The organism is Pseudomonas sp. KH_046_1, assembly GCF_057839025.1.
In genome coordinates this window covers 5,041,985-5,056,635 of sequence record NZ_CM174481.1, presented here as the reverse complement: position 1 = coordinate 5,056,635, position 14,651 = coordinate 5,041,985, and the positions used below count along the sequence as shown (strand labels likewise).

At 58.4% G+C, this 14,651-nt stretch carries 15 protein-coding genes; 10 read left to right on the top strand and 5 right to left on the bottom strand.

Annotated features, from left to right (window positions below; all coding sequences use genetic code 11):
• The first annotated feature begins 27 nt into the window (after positions 1 to 27).
• Together AC3IT9_RS23160 and AC3IT9_RS23155 are read left to right on the top strand one after the other, a co-directional pair.
• A complete protein-coding gene (locus AC3IT9_RS23160) occupies positions 28 to 660 on the top strand; it encodes a glutathione S-transferase family protein (RefSeq protein WP_489271111.1) in 633 nt (210 codons plus the stop codon).
• Entirely contained in the window at positions 657 to 1,604 is a 948-nt protein-coding gene (locus AC3IT9_RS23155) for a Nudix family hydrolase (protein ID WP_489271110.1), read from the top strand. Before AC3IT9_RS23160 ends, AC3IT9_RS23155 begins: the two co-directional genes overlap by 4 nt.
• 115 nt (positions 1,605 to 1,719) lie before the next feature.
• Here AC3IT9_RS23155 and AC3IT9_RS23150 read toward each other — a convergent pair whose 3' ends face one another.
• From AC3IT9_RS23150 to AC3IT9_RS23140, 3 genes are read right to left on the bottom strand one after another with little or no spacing between them, the layout of a single operon-like run.
• Complete coding sequence (locus AC3IT9_RS23150; protein ID WP_150757917.1) at positions 1,720 to 2,301, bottom strand: cob(I)yrinic acid a,c-diamide adenosyltransferase; 582 nt, start codon at positions 2,299 to 2,301, stop codon at positions 1,720 to 1,722.
• A gap of 2 nt (positions 2,302 to 2,303) precedes the next feature.
• Complete coding sequence (locus tag AC3IT9_RS23145; RefSeq protein WP_150754558.1) at positions 2,304 to 4,340, bottom strand: sensor histidine kinase; 2,037 nt, start codon at positions 4,338 to 4,340, stop codon at positions 2,304 to 2,306.
• Between the two features lie 45 nt (positions 4,341 to 4,385).
• Positions 4,386 to 5,303 (bottom strand): putative 2-dehydropantoate 2-reductase, encoded by a 918-nt coding sequence (locus tag AC3IT9_RS23140; protein WP_150754454.1) that lies wholly within the window; start codon positions 5,301 to 5,303, stop codon positions 4,386 to 4,388.
• Between the two features lie 135 nt (positions 5,304 to 5,438).
• Between AC3IT9_RS23140 and AC3IT9_RS23135 the strand changes: the two genes are divergently transcribed.
• A complete protein-coding gene (locus AC3IT9_RS23135; protein WP_007977344.1) occupies positions 5,439 to 5,924 on the top strand; it encodes a YajQ family cyclic di-GMP-binding protein in 486 nt (161 codons plus the stop codon).
• A 136-nt stretch (positions 5,925 to 6,060) separates the two neighbouring features.
• Complete coding sequence (locus AC3IT9_RS23130; RefSeq protein ID WP_150754453.1) at positions 6,061 to 6,903, top strand: mechanosensitive ion channel family protein; 843 nt, start codon at positions 6,061 to 6,063, stop codon at positions 6,901 to 6,903.
• A gap of 141 nt (positions 6,904 to 7,044) precedes the next feature.
• Here AC3IT9_RS23130 and AC3IT9_RS23125 read toward each other — a convergent pair whose 3' ends face one another.
• Positions 7,045 to 8,391, bottom strand: a complete 1,347-nt coding sequence (locus tag AC3IT9_RS23125) for an OprD family porin (protein WP_489271109.1) — start codon at positions 8,389 to 8,391, stop codon at positions 7,045 to 7,047.
• Positions 8,392 to 9,300: 909 nt separating this feature from the next.
• On the opposite strand from AC3IT9_RS23125, the gene AC3IT9_RS23120 reads away from it, so the two are divergent.
• On the top strand, positions 9,301 to 9,726 hold the full coding sequence (locus tag AC3IT9_RS23120) for an HIT domain-containing protein (RefSeq protein ID WP_489273536.1): 426 nt from the start codon (positions 9,301 to 9,303) through the stop codon (positions 9,724 to 9,726).
• Positions 9,727 to 9,729: 3 nt separating this feature from the next.
• On the top strand, positions 9,730 to 9,936 hold the full coding sequence (locus AC3IT9_RS23115; RefSeq protein ID WP_008052459.1) for a SlyX family protein: 207 nt from the start codon (positions 9,730 to 9,732) through the stop codon (positions 9,934 to 9,936).
• A gap of 64 nt (positions 9,937 to 10,000) precedes the next feature.
• Here the strand turns inward: AC3IT9_RS23115 and AC3IT9_RS23110 are convergent, their stop codons facing one another.
• The gene (locus AC3IT9_RS23110; RefSeq protein WP_008052457.1) at positions 10,001 to 10,603 is read right to left on the bottom strand and encodes a cold-shock protein; all 603 of its coding nucleotides are present in this window, start codon (positions 10,601 to 10,603) and stop codon (positions 10,001 to 10,003) included.
• A gap of 528 nt (positions 10,604 to 11,131) precedes the next feature.
• On the opposite strand from AC3IT9_RS23110, the gene AC3IT9_RS23105 reads away from it, so the two are divergent.
• From AC3IT9_RS23105 to AC3IT9_RS23090, 4 genes are all read left to right on the top strand, one after another.
• Positions 11,132 to 11,467, top strand: coding sequence for a ribbon-helix-helix domain-containing protein (locus AC3IT9_RS23105; protein WP_489271108.1), 336 nt, complete (start codon positions 11,132 to 11,134; stop codon positions 11,465 to 11,467).
• Between the two features lie 136 nt (positions 11,468 to 11,603).
• On the top strand, positions 11,604 to 11,825 hold the full coding sequence (locus AC3IT9_RS23100; protein WP_032829812.1) for an FmdB family zinc ribbon protein: 222 nt from the start codon (positions 11,604 to 11,606) through the stop codon (positions 11,823 to 11,825).
• 119 nt (positions 11,826 to 11,944) lie between these two features.
• Positions 11,945 to 13,720: an aspartate--tRNA ligase gene (aspS, locus tag AC3IT9_RS23095; RefSeq protein ID WP_489271107.1), complete on the top strand. Its 1,776-nt coding sequence runs from the start codon at positions 11,945 to 11,947 to the stop codon at positions 13,718 to 13,720.
• A 128-nt stretch (positions 13,721 to 13,848) separates the two neighbouring features.
• Positions 13,849 to 14,595: a YebC/PmpR family DNA-binding transcriptional regulator gene (locus tag AC3IT9_RS23090; protein ID WP_151213917.1), complete on the top strand. Its 747-nt coding sequence runs from the start codon at positions 13,849 to 13,851 to the stop codon at positions 14,593 to 14,595.
• Positions 14,596 to 14,651: the final 56 nt, after the last annotated feature.

Below are 14,651 nucleotides of genomic sequence, written 5' to 3'. Positions count from 1 at the left end.
TTACCCTGACGAGAAGGCACCCCGAACATGAGCCTGCACCTGATCATCGGCGACAAACTGCATTCCTCCTGGTCCCTGCGCGGCGCTCTGGCCCTCGATCTGGCTGGCGCTTCCTACACCGAAGAACTGATCAAGCTGAACCAGCCGGACACCCGCGAGCGTCTGCTCAAGCATTCGCCGACCGGCAAGGTCCCGCTGTTGAAGACCGAACACGGCACCATCGCCGACTCCCTGGCGATTGCCGAATACCTGGCAGAACGGTTCCCCGACGCGAACCTGTGGCCCAAAGACACCGCCGCCCGTGCCCAGGCGCGTTCGGCGTGCGCGCAGATGCACAGTGGCTTTTTCGCCATGCGCGGCAACATGCCCTTCGACCTGAGCCATGACGCCGCGCTGTCGCCGGTCCCGGCCGATGTCCAGGCGGACATCGAGCGCATGTCAGCGTTGTGGGCCGAATGTCGTGCCGCTGCGACCGAGAGCGGTCCGTACCTGTTTGGCCGCATTACGTTGGCCGACGCGTTCTTTGCACCCATCGCCGTGCGCCTGCGCACCTATCGGGTGAAACTGTCCGCGGCTGATGAAGCCTATGTTGAAACCCTCTACCAATGGCCGGCGTTCAAGGCCTGGCAGAAGGCTGGACTGGAGGAGTTGCAAAGGTGAAACGAGTCCATGTCGCCGCCGCCGTCATCCGCGATGGCAGCGGCCAAATCCTGATCGCCCGTCGTGCGGATTCACAGCACCAGGGTGGCCTGTGGGAGTTTCCAGGCGGCAAGGTCGAGGCCGACGAGTCGGTCGAAACCGCACTGGCCCGTGAACTCCATGAAGAGCTGGGCATCGTGGTCGGCGCGGCGCGCCCGCTGATCAGGGTCCGGCACGATTACCCGGACAAACAGGTGTTGCTGGATGTCTGGGAAGTCTCGGCGTTTACCGGCGAGCCCCACGGTGCCGAAGGCCAACCGCTGGCCTGGGTGTCGCCCCGGGATCTGTCGGGTTACGAGTTTCCGGTGGCCAATCAGCCGATCGTCGCGGCCGCGAAATTACCCGCTCAGTACCTGATTACCCCGGAAGATCTGGAAACCCCGACGTTGCTGCGTGGCATCCAGAAGGCCATTGCCGGCGGCATCAAGCTGATCCAGCTGCGCGCACCGAACGGTTACGATCCGAAGTATCGCGACCTGGCCGTGGATGCTGTGGGTCTGTGTGCCGGCAAGGCGCAATTGATGATCAAGGGGCCATTCGAATGGCTGGGCGACTTCCCGTCCGCCGGTTGGCACATTACCTCGGCGCAGCTGCGCAAATACGCAGCGGCTGGCCGACCGCTCCCGGCATCGCGCTGGCTGGCGGCATCGTGCCATAACGCTGAAGAGCTGGCGCTGGCCGAACAGATGGGGGTGGATTTCGTGACCCTGTCGCCGGTGCAGCCGACCCTGACTCACCCTGGCGCCGAGCCGTTGGGTTGGGAGCAGGCGTCGAGCTTGATCGAGGGCTTCAGCAAACCGGTGTTCCTGCAGGGTGGGGTTGGCCCGGCTGAGGTCGAGAAGGCCTGGGCTGTGGGTGCGCAGGGTGTGGCGGGGATTCGGGCGTTTTGGCCTGATTCCCGGTGATGCAAATGACCTCATCGCGAGCAGGCTCGCTCCTACATGGATCGCATTTCTACTGTTGGAACTCGGTCAATTGTAGGAGCGAGCCTGCTCGCGATGGGGGCGCTAACGACACCGATTAAATTTCAGGTTTCCCCGCCGGCTGCCAAAGAATCTCCGCCACTCCCTGACGCTTGGCAATCAGCCGCGCCACCACAAACAGCAAATCCGACAACCGATTGATGTACGCCAGGCCAACCCCGGCCAACGGCTCAATCGCATTGAGCTGCTGACACCGCCGCTCTGCGCTGCGTGCCAGGCTACGGCAGACATGAGCCTGGGCAATCAGCATAGAGCCGCCAGGCAAAATGAAATTTTCCAGCGGTCCCAACTCTTCATTCCACACATCGATCGCGGCTTCCAGGCGTTCGATTTCCGCTGCATTCAACGCCTGATACACCGGCATCGCCAGTTCGCCACCCAGATCAAATAACCGATGCTGACAGGGAGCCAATACCTCGATCACTTCGTTCAAGCCTGGAAACCGAGCAGTTTCTGCCGCCAGCCCGGCCAGAAGCACCCCAACCTGGCTGTTCAGCGTATCGACCTCGCCGATTGCTTCAATGCGCGGGTGATCTTTTGGTACGCGACGACCATCGCCCAGCCCGGTCTCGCCTTTGTCGCCAGTGCGGGTGTAAATCTTCGACAAACGAAAGCCCATGGTTACCTCGATAGCAGATTGAGTTCTTGCGGCACAGGCGGCGTGCTCGCGAGGGGCAGGCGCAAGGTGAAGCAAGTGCCTTGGCCCAGGGTCGATTGCACTTCCATCTGCCCCTTATGGTTATTGGTGACGATGAAGTACGACACCGACAGCCCAAGTCCGGTGCCCTGGCCGATTTCCTTGGTGGTGAAAAACGGCTCGAAGGTGCGTTTGCGCACGTTTTCGCTCATGCCAATGCCGTTGTCCTCGACCTGAATTTCTGCCCATGGCGGATTCAGCCTTGTGCGCAGAATGATCCGCCCCGGCTCGCTGTCGTCTTCGCGCTGATGGATGGCTTGTGCGGCGTTTTTCAACAGATTGAGCAGCACTTGCTCCAGTTCGTTGGCGGTGCCGGGGACCGGTCCCAGCGCCGGATCGAACTGGCGAATGATGGCCTGGCCTTTGAAGTCGAAACCGATCGCCAGGTCGAAATCGTTACCGGCGATCTCCACCGCCTGGTCGATCAGGGCGGGTAGGTCGCACGGGGCCATCTGGCGGGTGCTGCGACGGCTGAAGCTGAGCATGTGGGTGACGATTTTCGCCGCCCGGGCACCGGCCTGCTGGATGCCGTCGAGCAATTGCGGCACTTCGCGGATTTGCAGGTACTGGTTGACCGTCGCCAGTTCGATGCCGGCCTGTTCGGCTACTTCAAGGTTCTTCGGTAGATCGGGGGACAGGCGTCGGCGAATGTTTTGCACGTTGTGCAGGATCGCACCCAGCGGGTTGTTGATCTCGTGGGCCATGCCGGCGGCGAGACCACCCACCGAAAGCATTTTCTCCGACTGCACCATCATCTCTTCCAGGGACAGGCGCTGGGTGATGTCGTCGATCCGGATCACCACGCCACGCCCGGCACCGCCCATCAGCGGATAGAAAGTCAGGGCGTAGTGGCGGGGTTCGTCGTCCTTGAGCCAGGTGACTCGTTCGATCTTGGCCACCGTATGCTGCTCGACCGTTTCCTTGAGTTGCGGCAAAAACGGCTTGAGCGGTTCGAAGGCAAGGAAGATGGGCTGGTTCAGGGCTTCATCGAGGCGAGTGCCGGACAGGGCGCTGGCCTCCTGGTTCCATTGCGTCACGTAGAGCTGTTCGTCGAGGGCGATCAGCGCCGACGGCATGGAGTCGATGATGCTGTTGAGGTAATTCTGGAAACCGGTGAGCTTTTTCTCGATCTTGCTGCGCACCTGCACTTCGAGCTCCAGTTTGCGGTTGGTATGGCGGGTTTCTTCCGCCAGACCCTGGGCCTGGTCGTAGGCTGCCTGGGAGTCGTCCCTGGCCCGCTTGAGTTGCTGCTCCCTGGCCTCGATCCGCGAGAGCATGGTGTTGAACGCCTCGGCGAGGCTGCCGATTTCATCGTGGTTTCCTCGCGAAGCACGCAGTGCGTAGTTTTCTTCACGGGTGACCTGCCGGGACAACTCTTCGAGTTGGTGGATCGGCCGGGTAATCAGGCGCTTGATCTGGCGGGCAATGATCAGCCACAGCAAGACGCTGAAGATCAGAATGCCCAGGCTGGCCGTCAGGGTCCCGGTGTAGAACGCCATTGGCAGTTCGCTCGAGGCCACCAACAGTAGGTGCCCTGGTGCCGCACCGGTGCGGGGCAGGGGGATGACTTGATTGGTGCGAAACTCGGTGATCTGCCAGTCTTCGATATGCCGGAAACGCTTCGGCAGCTCCAGATTGTCGCCATGCTGCAATTGCGCCAATCGCTCGCCCTTTGCGTCATACAGGGCCGCCGCGCGCAACGGCGAATAGCTGTTGAGTTCATTCAGCAGGCGCTCGGCGCTTTGCGGTGACGCCAGGGCTTCGGACGCCAGGCTCGGGTTGGATACCAGCCGGCCGATGGTCTGCAGAGCCTGGGGCGCCATGCTTTCCTGGGAAATGTAGTAGGCGGCGCTGATAAAGGTCAGGTTGGCAACCAGCAGGACGGTGACCATCAGTACCAGCAGGGCGGCCAGCAGTTTCTGGCCGACGGGCAGGTTTTCAAGGCGCTGGCGCAATGGCATCGGATTCATCGCAGACAAGGAACAAGTGGCCAGCGTAGCCGCTGCTCAGTCGCTGGGCAATCCAAGGCTTTGCAGGCGGGCGATCAACCTTGCCTCAAGCTGATTGAGGTGAGGCAGGTTCAGTTGATGGCGCCCGGCCACTTTGCAGGCGTAACCCAGCAAGTAGCCGATTTCTGTGCGGCGCTGGCTCGTGACGTCCTGATGCATCGAGGAGTAGTTGGCTGCGGTGGCGTGAATCACCCGTTCGACTTCCTGCTGCAGGTTTTCGGCCGCTGCCGGCTGACCACAACGCTCGAGCAACTCCACCAGTTCACCGCACAGGGTGGCGACCTCACATTGATGTTGCTGCAAACCGCCGTTGCGGCAATCGTGCAGCACCGTCAGCGGATTGATCGCACAGTTGAGGGCGAGTTTGCGCCACAGCCTGGTCAGGATTTCGGTGCTCCACTCGTGGGGGATGCCGGCAGCGCTCAGGTCATCGAGCCAGATTGGCGCCACCGGATGGCTCGCATCCCCCAGCCAGGTGAAGCCATGCCCGGCAAACACCACGCGCCAATCGCCATCGCGGAAGGCGCCTTCGGTGCTCGACGCATAGATGCAGCGTGCCTGAGGAACTTGTGCGGCCACCGCGTCCTGACTGCCCAGGCCATTTTGCAGCAGGATCAGTTCGGCGCCTGGGGCCAGGCGTGGCGCCAGTCGGGCCACCGCACTTTCGGTATCGTAGGCTTTGCACGCCACCAGCAGGCGGTTGATCGGTTGGGGGCTGTCGGCTGTCTCGGCGGGCACGGCATAGTGTCGCGCCTCGCCGTGTTCAACCAGGGTCAATCCCCCGGCCGCCTCATAGGCCTGCAGTCTCGCGGTGTCCCGCAGGATCAGCCTGACCGGCACTCCAGCCCGTGCCAGACGTGTCGCCCATAAAGTGCCGAGGCTGCCGGCGCCCAGTACATGCCAGGTGGTGGACATCAGTTTTTTGCTCTGTTTAAGGCGTGCATCGGCAGCTCGCAGTGAATGATGGGAAAGACCCGTTATAATCAGCGCGGATTTTAACCGCAAGCCAGGCGTGCTCCATCAGTGCGCCTTTAAATTTGGAGAGATTACATGCCGTCGTTCGACGTGGTATCCGAACTGGACAAACACGAAGTCACCAACGCGGTCGAGAACGCCGTCAAGGAACTCGATCGTCGTTATGACCTGAAAGGCAAAGGCAGCTTCGAGTTCAAGGAAAAAGACCTGACCGTCAACCTGACCGCCGAAGCGGATTTCCAGCTCGAAGCGATGATTGAGATCCTCAAGCTGGCGCTGGTCAAGCGCAAAATCGACGTGCAGTGCCTTGAAGTCAAGGACGCGTTCGCGTCGGGCAAGCTGATGAAGCAGGAAGCCGTCCTCAAGGAAGGCATCGACAAGGAGCTGGCGAAGAAAATCGTCGCTCATGTCAAAGACGCCAAACTCAAGGTCCAGGCGGCCATTCAGGGCGAACAGGTTCGTATTACCGGCAAAAAGCGCGATGACCTGCAGGAAGCCATTGCAGTGCTGCGGGCCAAGGAATTCGGTATGCCGCTGCAGTTCAACAACTTCCGCGACTGATCTTGAAAGCGGGAACCTCTTGGCGTTTGCAACGTCGGAGCCCCAAGCAACGGCAGAAACGATTGAGCCCGTCGCGGTTCAATCTTTCTGCCGCTTTTTTACGCATGCCGGGCAGCCGGAAAACAGGAGAGAGCAGATGGACTTAAATGCTGAGGTAGACAACCTGGTCAAGGTATCCCAAACCTGGATCCCGATGATCATGGAATACGGCAGCCGTGTACTGCTGGCGGTCATCACCCTGGCCATCGGCTGGTGGCTGATCAACAAGGTCACGAAAAAGCTCGGTGGCCTGATTGCATTGCGTAATGCCGACCTGGCGCTGCAAGGCTTTATCAGCAGCCTGGCGAACATCATCCTCAAGATCCTGCTGGTCGTCAGCGTGGCCTCGATGATCGGTGTGGAAACCACTTCGTTTGTCGCGGCGATTGGTGCGGCAGGCCTGGCCATTGGCCTGGCCTTGCAGGGCAGCCTGGCGAACTTCGCCGGTGGCGTGCTGATTTTGCTGTTCCGTCCGTTTCGCATCGGTGACTGGATCGAGGCTCAGGGTATCGCCGGTACTGTCGACAGCATCCAGATTTTCCATACCGTGCTGCGTACTGGCGATAACAAAACCATCATCGTGCCTAACGGCAATCTGTCGAATGGCATCATCACCAACACAAACCGTCAGCCGACCCGCAAGGTCGTGTTTGATGTCGGTGTGGATTACGAAGCGGACCTGCAGAAAGCCCGTGAAGTTTTGCTGGAATTGGCCAGGGACCCGCGAGTATTGGCAGATCCGGAACCACAGGCAGTTGTTTCTACCCTGGGTGACAGTTCGATCACACTTTCGCTTCGTGTCTGGGTAAAGACTGCCGATTACTGGGACGTGATGTTCATGTTCAACGAACTATCCCGTGATCGCCTGAGAGAGGCCGGCATCGATATTCCATTTCCACAGCGGGTTATTCGAGTGGTTCAGGAATCTGCGGTGCAGTGACAGGTCACGCAATACATGTCTGACTTTTCGGTCAGACATGTGTTGCGATTGTTCAATAATTGAGCAATATGCACAGCCAACAAAAAAGGCCCATCCGAAGATGGGCCTTTTGTTTTGTTACCGCAAACTAACTGGATGCGATTACAAAACCGACAGCGGGTAGTCGACGATGAAACGGAACTCTTTCACGTCGCCTTCACCTTCGTCAGCGTTAGCGAAGTGCCATGCTTGACGAATACGGAAGGAAAGATCTTTTGCCGGGCCAGTCTGAACAACGTACTTGGCTTCGAAGTTGGTTTCGTTGTGCTTGCCGTCTTCGCCATACAGGCCAGCGTAAGGGCTGCCTACAGGAGTTTTGGTGCCGTCGATGTCCCAACCTTTTACGTAACGGGTCATGAAGCTCAGACCTGGAACACCGTACTCAGCCATTTTCAGGTCGTAACGAACCTGGGCAGACTTCTCGCCAGGGGCGTTGAAGTCAGAGTACTGGATGGAGTTGGCGAGGAAGATCGAGTCGCCGCCGCGGTTGTTTTTGCCCACGCCGATGTAGTCGAACGGAGTGTCACCGTTAACCTTCTGGAAGGCGAGGGTGATGGTGTGTGCTTTCATGAACGAGAAAGCGGCTGCCAGGGAGTAAGCGGTGTTGCTGATCTCGCCCGCTTTGGCGTCACCGGTATCTTGGGTGTTGTAGATGTTGCCGTCCAGGTTCAGCGACTCATCGCCACCAAACGGGATGGTGTAGTTCAGGTTGGCGTAGTACTGGTTCCAGATGTCTTCCAGCTTGGCGCCGTACAGCGATGCCGACAGGTTTTCGGTGAGGCCGTATTTGCCACCGAAGTAGTCGATGGAGTTGGCTTCTACGCCAGCGTAGGTTGCAAACAGGCCGCCGTCACTAGCGTTTTTGTCCTGGCTGGACGCCGAGTAGAAGTGACCGGCTTCGAGGTCAAGGTCTTTGACTTCGCTGCTCTGCAGTTGGAAGCCAGTAGCAGTTTGAGGAAGGATACGGGAACCGCCAACAGCGAACACTGGCGCAGTGCTTGGCTGCATTTCGCCGAATTTCAGCTCGGTTTTGGAGATGCGGACTTTAACGGCGCCGCCGGCTTTACCCTGGCTGTCGTTAACGTCGCGAGAACCGTTGGCATTAACGGTGTCGCTACGGCTCATGTTGCCTGAGCCGGAAGTGCCGTCGCCGCCATCCAGTTTGACTGCCAGGTAACCGAATGCGTCAACGCCTACACCGATCAGGCCCTGGGTATAACCGGAGCTGAAATTGCCCCAGATACCTTGGGTCCAGTCTTTCTGGTCGCGAGCGCCATCTTTGTTATCACGGTTGAAGTAGTAGTTGCGAACCAGCAAGTTCAAGGAACTGTCTTCAACAATGCCCTTGGCTTCAGCCTGGTCACTTACGAAAGGGGCGGCCGTAGCCAATTGGGTACTGGCTGCTGCTGCAACTGCCAGTGCGATCATGCTCCACTTCATCACGCGCATCGTGATTTGCTCCTTTGGTTTTAGAAGAGTACTGCCGTCCCACCTGTTTTATTATCTGGGCGGCTCTTTCTTTTTGTGTCGGCGCAAACTTATATCACGCCGACAATGTTGGCGATACTTGCGCATCTAACCTTTCGCCTTCTTTACGACCCTGTCGCAAACAGCGTGGTAGATGTCGCAAATTTCCAGCTCCGACGCAACCGGGCTGACAACTTTTATGCTGTTTTCCGAGCCTTGGCGTCGGTAAAAAGAGTCCTGGTGAAACGTTTGAATCTCCATCGGGCTACCTTGCCACTGTTTTTTTTTGCCTGAGGGCCTCCGCTTCCAGCGGGTGCCACTCAGGCCATGTTGGGTATGAATGCAACAAGTGTGCACAAAATCGGGTTTTGTTGCAGCTTTTTTCCAGTTGAGTGTCTGACGCTGTAAAAACCTCATAAAGCCGGGGGGTTCAAGCGCATTTAGTTTGGGCTTGACGCCTTGTCTGGCATCATGTTGCACCCTTCTGGTCCGCTGCATGACAACCAAAAATGTTACCGGATCACCCCGCCAGTGAGTAAATGGCGGATGTCGAAGCGTTCAGCGTAGACCCACTGTGCGGTTTTGGTGCAAAAAAATTTGTGTCGTGCTGAGTTCATCCAGGTTGACCGCTTGTCTGGAACGAACTCCTCCTTGTAAATCAGTCATTTCGGTATTTTTTCCGGCTTGTCAGTTCTGTAATGGTGCGCAGCAGCGAAAAGTGTCTCATCCGAGGGCGGGTTGTCAGCCTTTCGTTGGCGCTCGTGACTTCTGCGTAAGGTTCGTCGTGAAGCGTGCGCCGTTCGCAGGTATGCTGCCGTCCGGTCGCTTGGTGCGCTGTCCCTCTGGATGGGCGCTAAGCTGAAAAATGATGACCCGGCGGGAGTGCGCGCAGTGTTCGTTTTAGATCCACGACTTCAACAAGACACGTTAACTATCGGGGACTTTCCGCTCTGCCGGTTGCTGCTGTCCAACGATTCGAACTATCCCTGGTTCATCCTGGTACCTCGTCGTGAGGCTATCAGCGAGATATTTCAATTGGATGTCGCAGACCAGCAACAGCTCTGGCAGGAAACAACTGCGCTGTCGCAAGTGCTCAAGGACTCGTTCGATGCGGACAAGTTGAATGTTGCGGCGCTGGGTAATGTCGTCAGTCAGTTGCACATGCATGTGATTGTGCGCAAGCGCGAAGATGCCGCCTGGCCCGCGCCGGTTTGGGGTAAACATCCGGCAAAACCCTACAAGTCGGAGCAGATCGTCGCCATTCGCGAACGGTTGCGTCTGATTTTGACCGATGATTTTACGTTTCTGGAGGGCTGAATCATGAGCCTGGAAGAACGCGTTACCGAGCTTGAAAGCCGTCTGGCCTTTCAGGATGACACCATCCAGGCATTGAATGATGTGCTGGTGGCGCAGCAGCGGGTGGTCGAGCGTCTGCAGTTGCAAATGGCCGCACTGCTCAAGCGGCAGGAGGAAATGGTCGGCCAGTTCGAGTCATTCGAAGAAGAAGCGCCGCCGCCCCACTATTAAATAAATCGCAGGCATGAAAAAACCGCGGACAGCTCGGCTGTGCGCGGTTTTTTTTAGCCTTGAATCAGCGGCGCGGCAGCGCGGCGATCACATCTTCGGCTTGCAGGCCCTTGTCACGATTCATGACGGAGAACTCCACGCGCTGGCCTTCGACCAGGACACGGTGGCCTTCACCGCGAATGGCCCGGAAGTGGACGAAGATATCGTCGCCGGAGTCGCGGGAGATGAAGCCGAAGCCTTTGGACGTGTTGAACCACTTGACGGTGCCGGTATCGCGGTTGCTCATGTCGTAGCTTGGCGAGGCGGCGGCTGGTGACGATTTGTAGAAGCTGATGCCCAGGTGCAGGGCAACGGCAATCAGGGCTGCGACCAGGCTGAACAGAACGGCGGGTTGACCGGCGATGACGGGCATCGGTGCGATCAGCGTCAGGGTTTGCAGAACCACGCTCAGAACCAGCAGGGCGCTGACCAGGTTTTGCAGTTGATGACGCGGGCCTTTGTTCCAGTAAGGGATGACAGGTGCAAGCGTGAGGTTGAGCAGGCCGAAAAAGGCCAGGTACAGCGCGTCGGGTTGTTGCAGGTAAGGTAAGGCTTCGGATTGCAGGCTAGGGATGAAGGACAGCAGCAAGGCCGCTGCGCCTATCAACAGATGGACGATTTTCAACATTTTGATTAACTCACGTTAAGACAGCTCACAAGGAAGAGCTGATGGCGCACGGTTCGCTTCAAGATAATAAAGAGGCGTTGGACACGTACCCGGTATCAGCCTATGCGCCGCGCCCGGAAAAAATAGGCACTGGCGACACACTGTCTATTTAACAGCAAAGCCGCAGGCTACTCAAATCAGGGCGTCCGGCGGCTCTTTGGGGATGATTTGCCGCAGGTTGCCTGCGGGGTTGCGGTATTGCGGTACCTACGGCTGAGCAGTAACGCTCGCATGCGCGGATGACGCCTTGACGTGTTGTTCGCACTCTTTTTCCTACGGCATTCCATGCAGTGCTTCTGAAGGGGGCATTACTTTGCTGTGTGGGAAATTGTCCGGAGTAGGACGTTCTCCAGGGTCTGCCAACAATTGTTGGCTTATCCTACGCCGAAGGTCATAAAGTCAGCTGGATATACCTTTGCACCTGCGTTTTTATAAGTCGACACACAGTTGCTCATAAAGAAACCAGGATGGCAAAGGAGTGTCAGCGTAATGGTTTATGAACGGCAAAAAGAGGGGCGATACGGTTCGCACAAGGATGTAAGGGTCGATCCGTTTGTTCGCGAGTTCGATATGGGGCTGGCCCAGCCCTTGTCCCGCTCCGTACGATTGAATGGCTTCGCCACCTGTTTGCGGCTTGAACAGGTTTATTGGGATATTTTGGGGGAGATGGCCCGGGTCAATGGCTGCTCGGTCAGTAGCCTGTTATCTCACGTGGATCGCGAAGTTCACTTGCGTCACGGCGGGGTAAGGAACTTCAGTGGGTTGGTGCGGGTTGTCTGTGTCGTGCACAGTCTCAAGGAAGGGGGTTGCGTCGTCACGGCCTAGCCCGGGCGGCGAAAGCAGCAGAGTGTCGGTCTGTGCAGTCTTACGGCTGCACAGGCCGCATTTAATGGATATAATCCCGCTCTTTGCCGCAAAACCCTGCGTTTGCGGTAGCAATCTGATCGCCGAGACAACCTCCATGCCGATGTACGATTATCAATGTGCTTCCTGTGGTCATCAGTTGGAAGCCATTCAAAAGATCAGCGATGCACCGCTGGTCGACTGCCCTGCCTGTCAGGCGCCAGAGCTTAAAAAGTTGCTGTCCATGCCGGGCTTCCGCCTCAGCGGCACGGGTTGGTACGAAACCGATTTCAAGACCGGCTCCAAGAAGAATCTGGCCGGCGGCGACAAAGCTGACTAAGGTCTGGAACCTGAGTTGAACGACACGCGTGCTCTTGCATCACCCGGCGACTTTTTTAAAGGCGGGGCTGCTGTAGGATCTCCACCGAATTTCGAATTACGAGAAGTGAAACCACGACCATGATGCGCAGCCATTATTGCGGCCAACTGAACGAAAGCCTGGACGGCCAGGAAATTACCCTTTGCGGATGGGTCCATCGTCGCCGTGACCACGGTGGGGTGATTTTCCTCGATATCCGTGATCGTGATGGTCTGGCCCAGGTCGTGTTCGATCCGGACCGCGCTGAAACCTTCGCTGCTGCCGATCGCGTGCGCAGCGAGTACGTCGTGAAGATCACCGGCAAGGTTCGCCTGCGTCCGGCCGGTGCGACCAACGCCAACATGGCGTCGGGCATGATCGAAGTCCTGGGTTACGAGCTGGAAGTGCTGAACGAATCGGAAACCCCGCCGTTCCCGTTGAACGAGTTCTCCGACGTCGGCGAAGAAACCCGTCTGCGCTATCGCTTCCTCGACCTGCGTCGCCCGGAAATGGCCGAGAAGCTGCGTCTGCGTTCGCGCATGACCACCAGCATCCGCCGCTTCCTGGACGAGAACGGCTTCCTCGACGTCGAGACGCCGATCCTGACCCGTGCTACCCCGGAAGGCGCGCGCGACTACCTGGTGCCGAGCCGTACTCATGCCGGTTCGTTCTTCGCCTTGCCGCAATCGCCGCAGCTGTTCAAGCAACTGCTGATGGTGGCCGGCTTCGACCGTTACTACCAGATCGCCAAGTGCTTCCGTGACGAAGACCTGCGGGCCGACCGTCAGCCGGAATTCACCCAGATCGACATCGAGACCAGCTTCCTCGATGAAAAAGAGATCATGGGCCTGACCGAGCAAATGATCCGCAACCTGTTCAAGGAAGTGCTGGATCTGGAATTCGGCGATTTCCCGCACATGACCTTCGAAGAAGCCATGCGCCGCTACGGTTCCGACAAACCAGACCTGCGTAACCCGCTGGAACTGGTGGACGTGGCCGACCAGCTCAAGGAAGTCGACTTCAAGGTGTTCAGCGGCCCGGCCAACGACCCGAAATGCCGTATCGCCGCCTTGCGCGTTCCTGGCGGGGCGAGCATGCCGCGCAAGCAGATCGACGATTACACCAAGTTCGTCGGCATCTACGGTGCCAAGGGCCTGGCGTACATCAAGGTCAACGAGCGCGCCAAGGGTGTTGAAGGCCTGCAGTCGCCAATCGTGAAGAACATCCCCGAAGACAACCTCAACGTGATCCTCGATCGCGTCGGTGCGGTCGATGGCGATATCGTGTTCTTCGGCGCCGACAAGGCGAAGATCGTCAGCGAAGCCCTGGGCGCGCTGCGGATCAAGCTGGGCCACGACCTGGACCTGCTGACCTGCAAGTGGGCGCCAATGTGGGTCGTCGACTTCCCGATGTTCGAAGAAAACGACGACGGTAGCTTCACCGCCTTGCACCACCCGTTCACCGCACCGAAGTGCACCCCGCAAGAGCTGGAAGCCAACCCGGCTGGCGCTCTGTCCCGTGCCTACGACATGGTATTGAACGGTACCGAGCTGGGTGGCGGTTCGATCCGTATCCACCGTAAAGAAATGCAGCAGTCGGTATTCCGTCTGTTGGGTATCAACGAAGCGGAACAGGAAGAGAAATTCGGCTTCCTGCTCGACGCCCTGAAGTATGGCGCACCGCCGCACGGTGGTCTGGCCTTCGGTCTGGACCGTCTGGTGATGCTGATGACCGGCGCCCAGTCGATCCGTGAAGTGATCGCCTTCCCGAAAACCCAGAGCGCGGCAGATGTCATGACTCAGGCACCGGGCCAGGTGGATGCCAAGGCATTGCGCGAGTTGCACATTCGTCTGCGCGAAACGCCTAAGGCCGAGTAAGGCTGACCTGAAGGGCGCATCTGTGGATGCGCCTTTTCTTTTTAGGCAGAGCAGTTCAAGATTTTTATTTGCCGGCCGGCGCAATGCAGCGCAGCGGGCAATGTTTCAAAGAGAATTCGGAGCGAGTTATGGCAGGTCATTCCAAGTGGGCGAACATCAAGCACCGCAAAGAACGTCAGGATGCCAAGAAAGGCAAGATTTTCACCAAGTGGATTCGTGAGCTGACTGTCGCTGCCCGTCAGGGCGGCGGTGATCCAGGCTCCAACCCGCGTCTGCGTCTGGCATTGGACAAGGCCCTTGGCGCGAACATGAGTCGCGACATCATTGATCGCGCGGTTGCCCGTGGTGCTGGCGCCGCCGATACCGACGACATGGTCGAGCTGACCTACGAAGGTTACGGCCCGGGCGGCGTGGCGGTGATGGTCGAATGCATGACCGACAACCGTAATCGCACCGCAGCCGCTGTTCGCCATGCGTTCAGCAAATGCGGCGGCAACCTGGGGACTGACGGTTCGGTGGCCTACCTGTTCGAGCGCAAGGGGCAGATCTCCTTCGCTGCCGGCGTTGACGAAGACGCGCTGATGGAAGCCGCCATGGAAGCCGACGCCGATGACGTGGTGACCAACGAAGACGGTTCGATCGACGTTTTCACCTCGTTTGCCGGGTTCTATTCTGTGCGTAACGCACTGGAAGCGGCGGGCTTCAAAGGTGACGATGCGGAAATCGTCATGTTGCCGACCACCAGCGCCGAGCTCGATCTGGACGGCGCCGAGAAAGTCCTCAAGCTGATCGACATGCTCGAAGACCTGGATGACGTGCAGAACGTTTATTCCAACGCCGAGATTCCGGAGTCGGTGGCCGCACAGCTCGGCTAAAGGGCAACAGTGTCCCATGTGGGAGCGGGCTTGCTCGCGAACGCGGATTTGCAGGC

What these genes read in the sequence shown, in the direction of transcription:
- AC3IT9_RS23125 (WP_489271109.1), bottom strand. Translation starts at nt 8,391, where the DNA reads ATGCGCGTGATGAAGTGGAGCATGATCGCACTGGCAGTTGCAGCAGCA.
- AC3IT9_RS23130 (WP_150754453.1), top strand. Translation starts at nt 6,061, where the DNA reads ATGGACTTAAATGCTGAGGTAGACAACCTGGTCAAGGTATCCCAAACC.
- AC3IT9_RS23145 (WP_150754558.1), bottom strand. Translation starts at nt 4,340, where the DNA reads ATGCCATTGCGCCAGCGCCTTGAAAACCTGCCCGTCGGCCAGAAACTG.
- AC3IT9_RS23150 (WP_150757917.1), bottom strand. Translation starts at nt 2,301, where the DNA reads ATGGGCTTTCGTTTGTCGAAGATTTACACCCGCACTGGCGACAAAGGC.
- AC3IT9_RS23115 (WP_008052459.1), top strand. Translation starts at nt 9,730, where the DNA reads ATGAGCCTGGAAGAACGCGTTACCGAGCTTGAAAGCCGTCTGGCCTTT.
- AC3IT9_RS23110 (WP_008052457.1), bottom strand. Translation starts at nt 10,603, where the DNA reads ATGTTGAAAATCGTCCATCTGTTGATAGGCGCAGCGGCCTTGCTGCTG.
- AC3IT9_RS23090 (WP_151213917.1), top strand. Translation starts at nt 13,849, where the DNA reads ATGGCAGGTCATTCCAAGTGGGCGAACATCAAGCACCGCAAAGAACGT.
- AC3IT9_RS23160 (WP_489271111.1), top strand. Translation starts at nt 28, where the DNA reads ATGAGCCTGCACCTGATCATCGGCGACAAACTGCATTCCTCCTGGTCC.
- AC3IT9_RS23105 (WP_489271108.1), top strand. Translation starts at nt 11,132, where the DNA reads ATGGTTTATGAACGGCAAAAAGAGGGGCGATACGGTTCGCACAAGGAT.
- aspS (WP_489271107.1), top strand. Translation starts at nt 11,945, where the DNA reads ATGATGCGCAGCCATTATTGCGGCCAACTGAACGAAAGCCTGGACGGC.
- AC3IT9_RS23100 (WP_032829812.1), top strand. Translation starts at nt 11,604, where the DNA reads ATGCCGATGTACGATTATCAATGTGCTTCCTGTGGTCATCAGTTGGAA.
- AC3IT9_RS23140 (WP_150754454.1), bottom strand. Translation starts at nt 5,303, where the DNA reads ATGTCCACCACCTGGCATGTACTGGGCGCCGGCAGCCTCGGCACTTTA.
- AC3IT9_RS23135 (WP_007977344.1), top strand. Translation starts at nt 5,439, where the DNA reads ATGCCGTCGTTCGACGTGGTATCCGAACTGGACAAACACGAAGTCACC.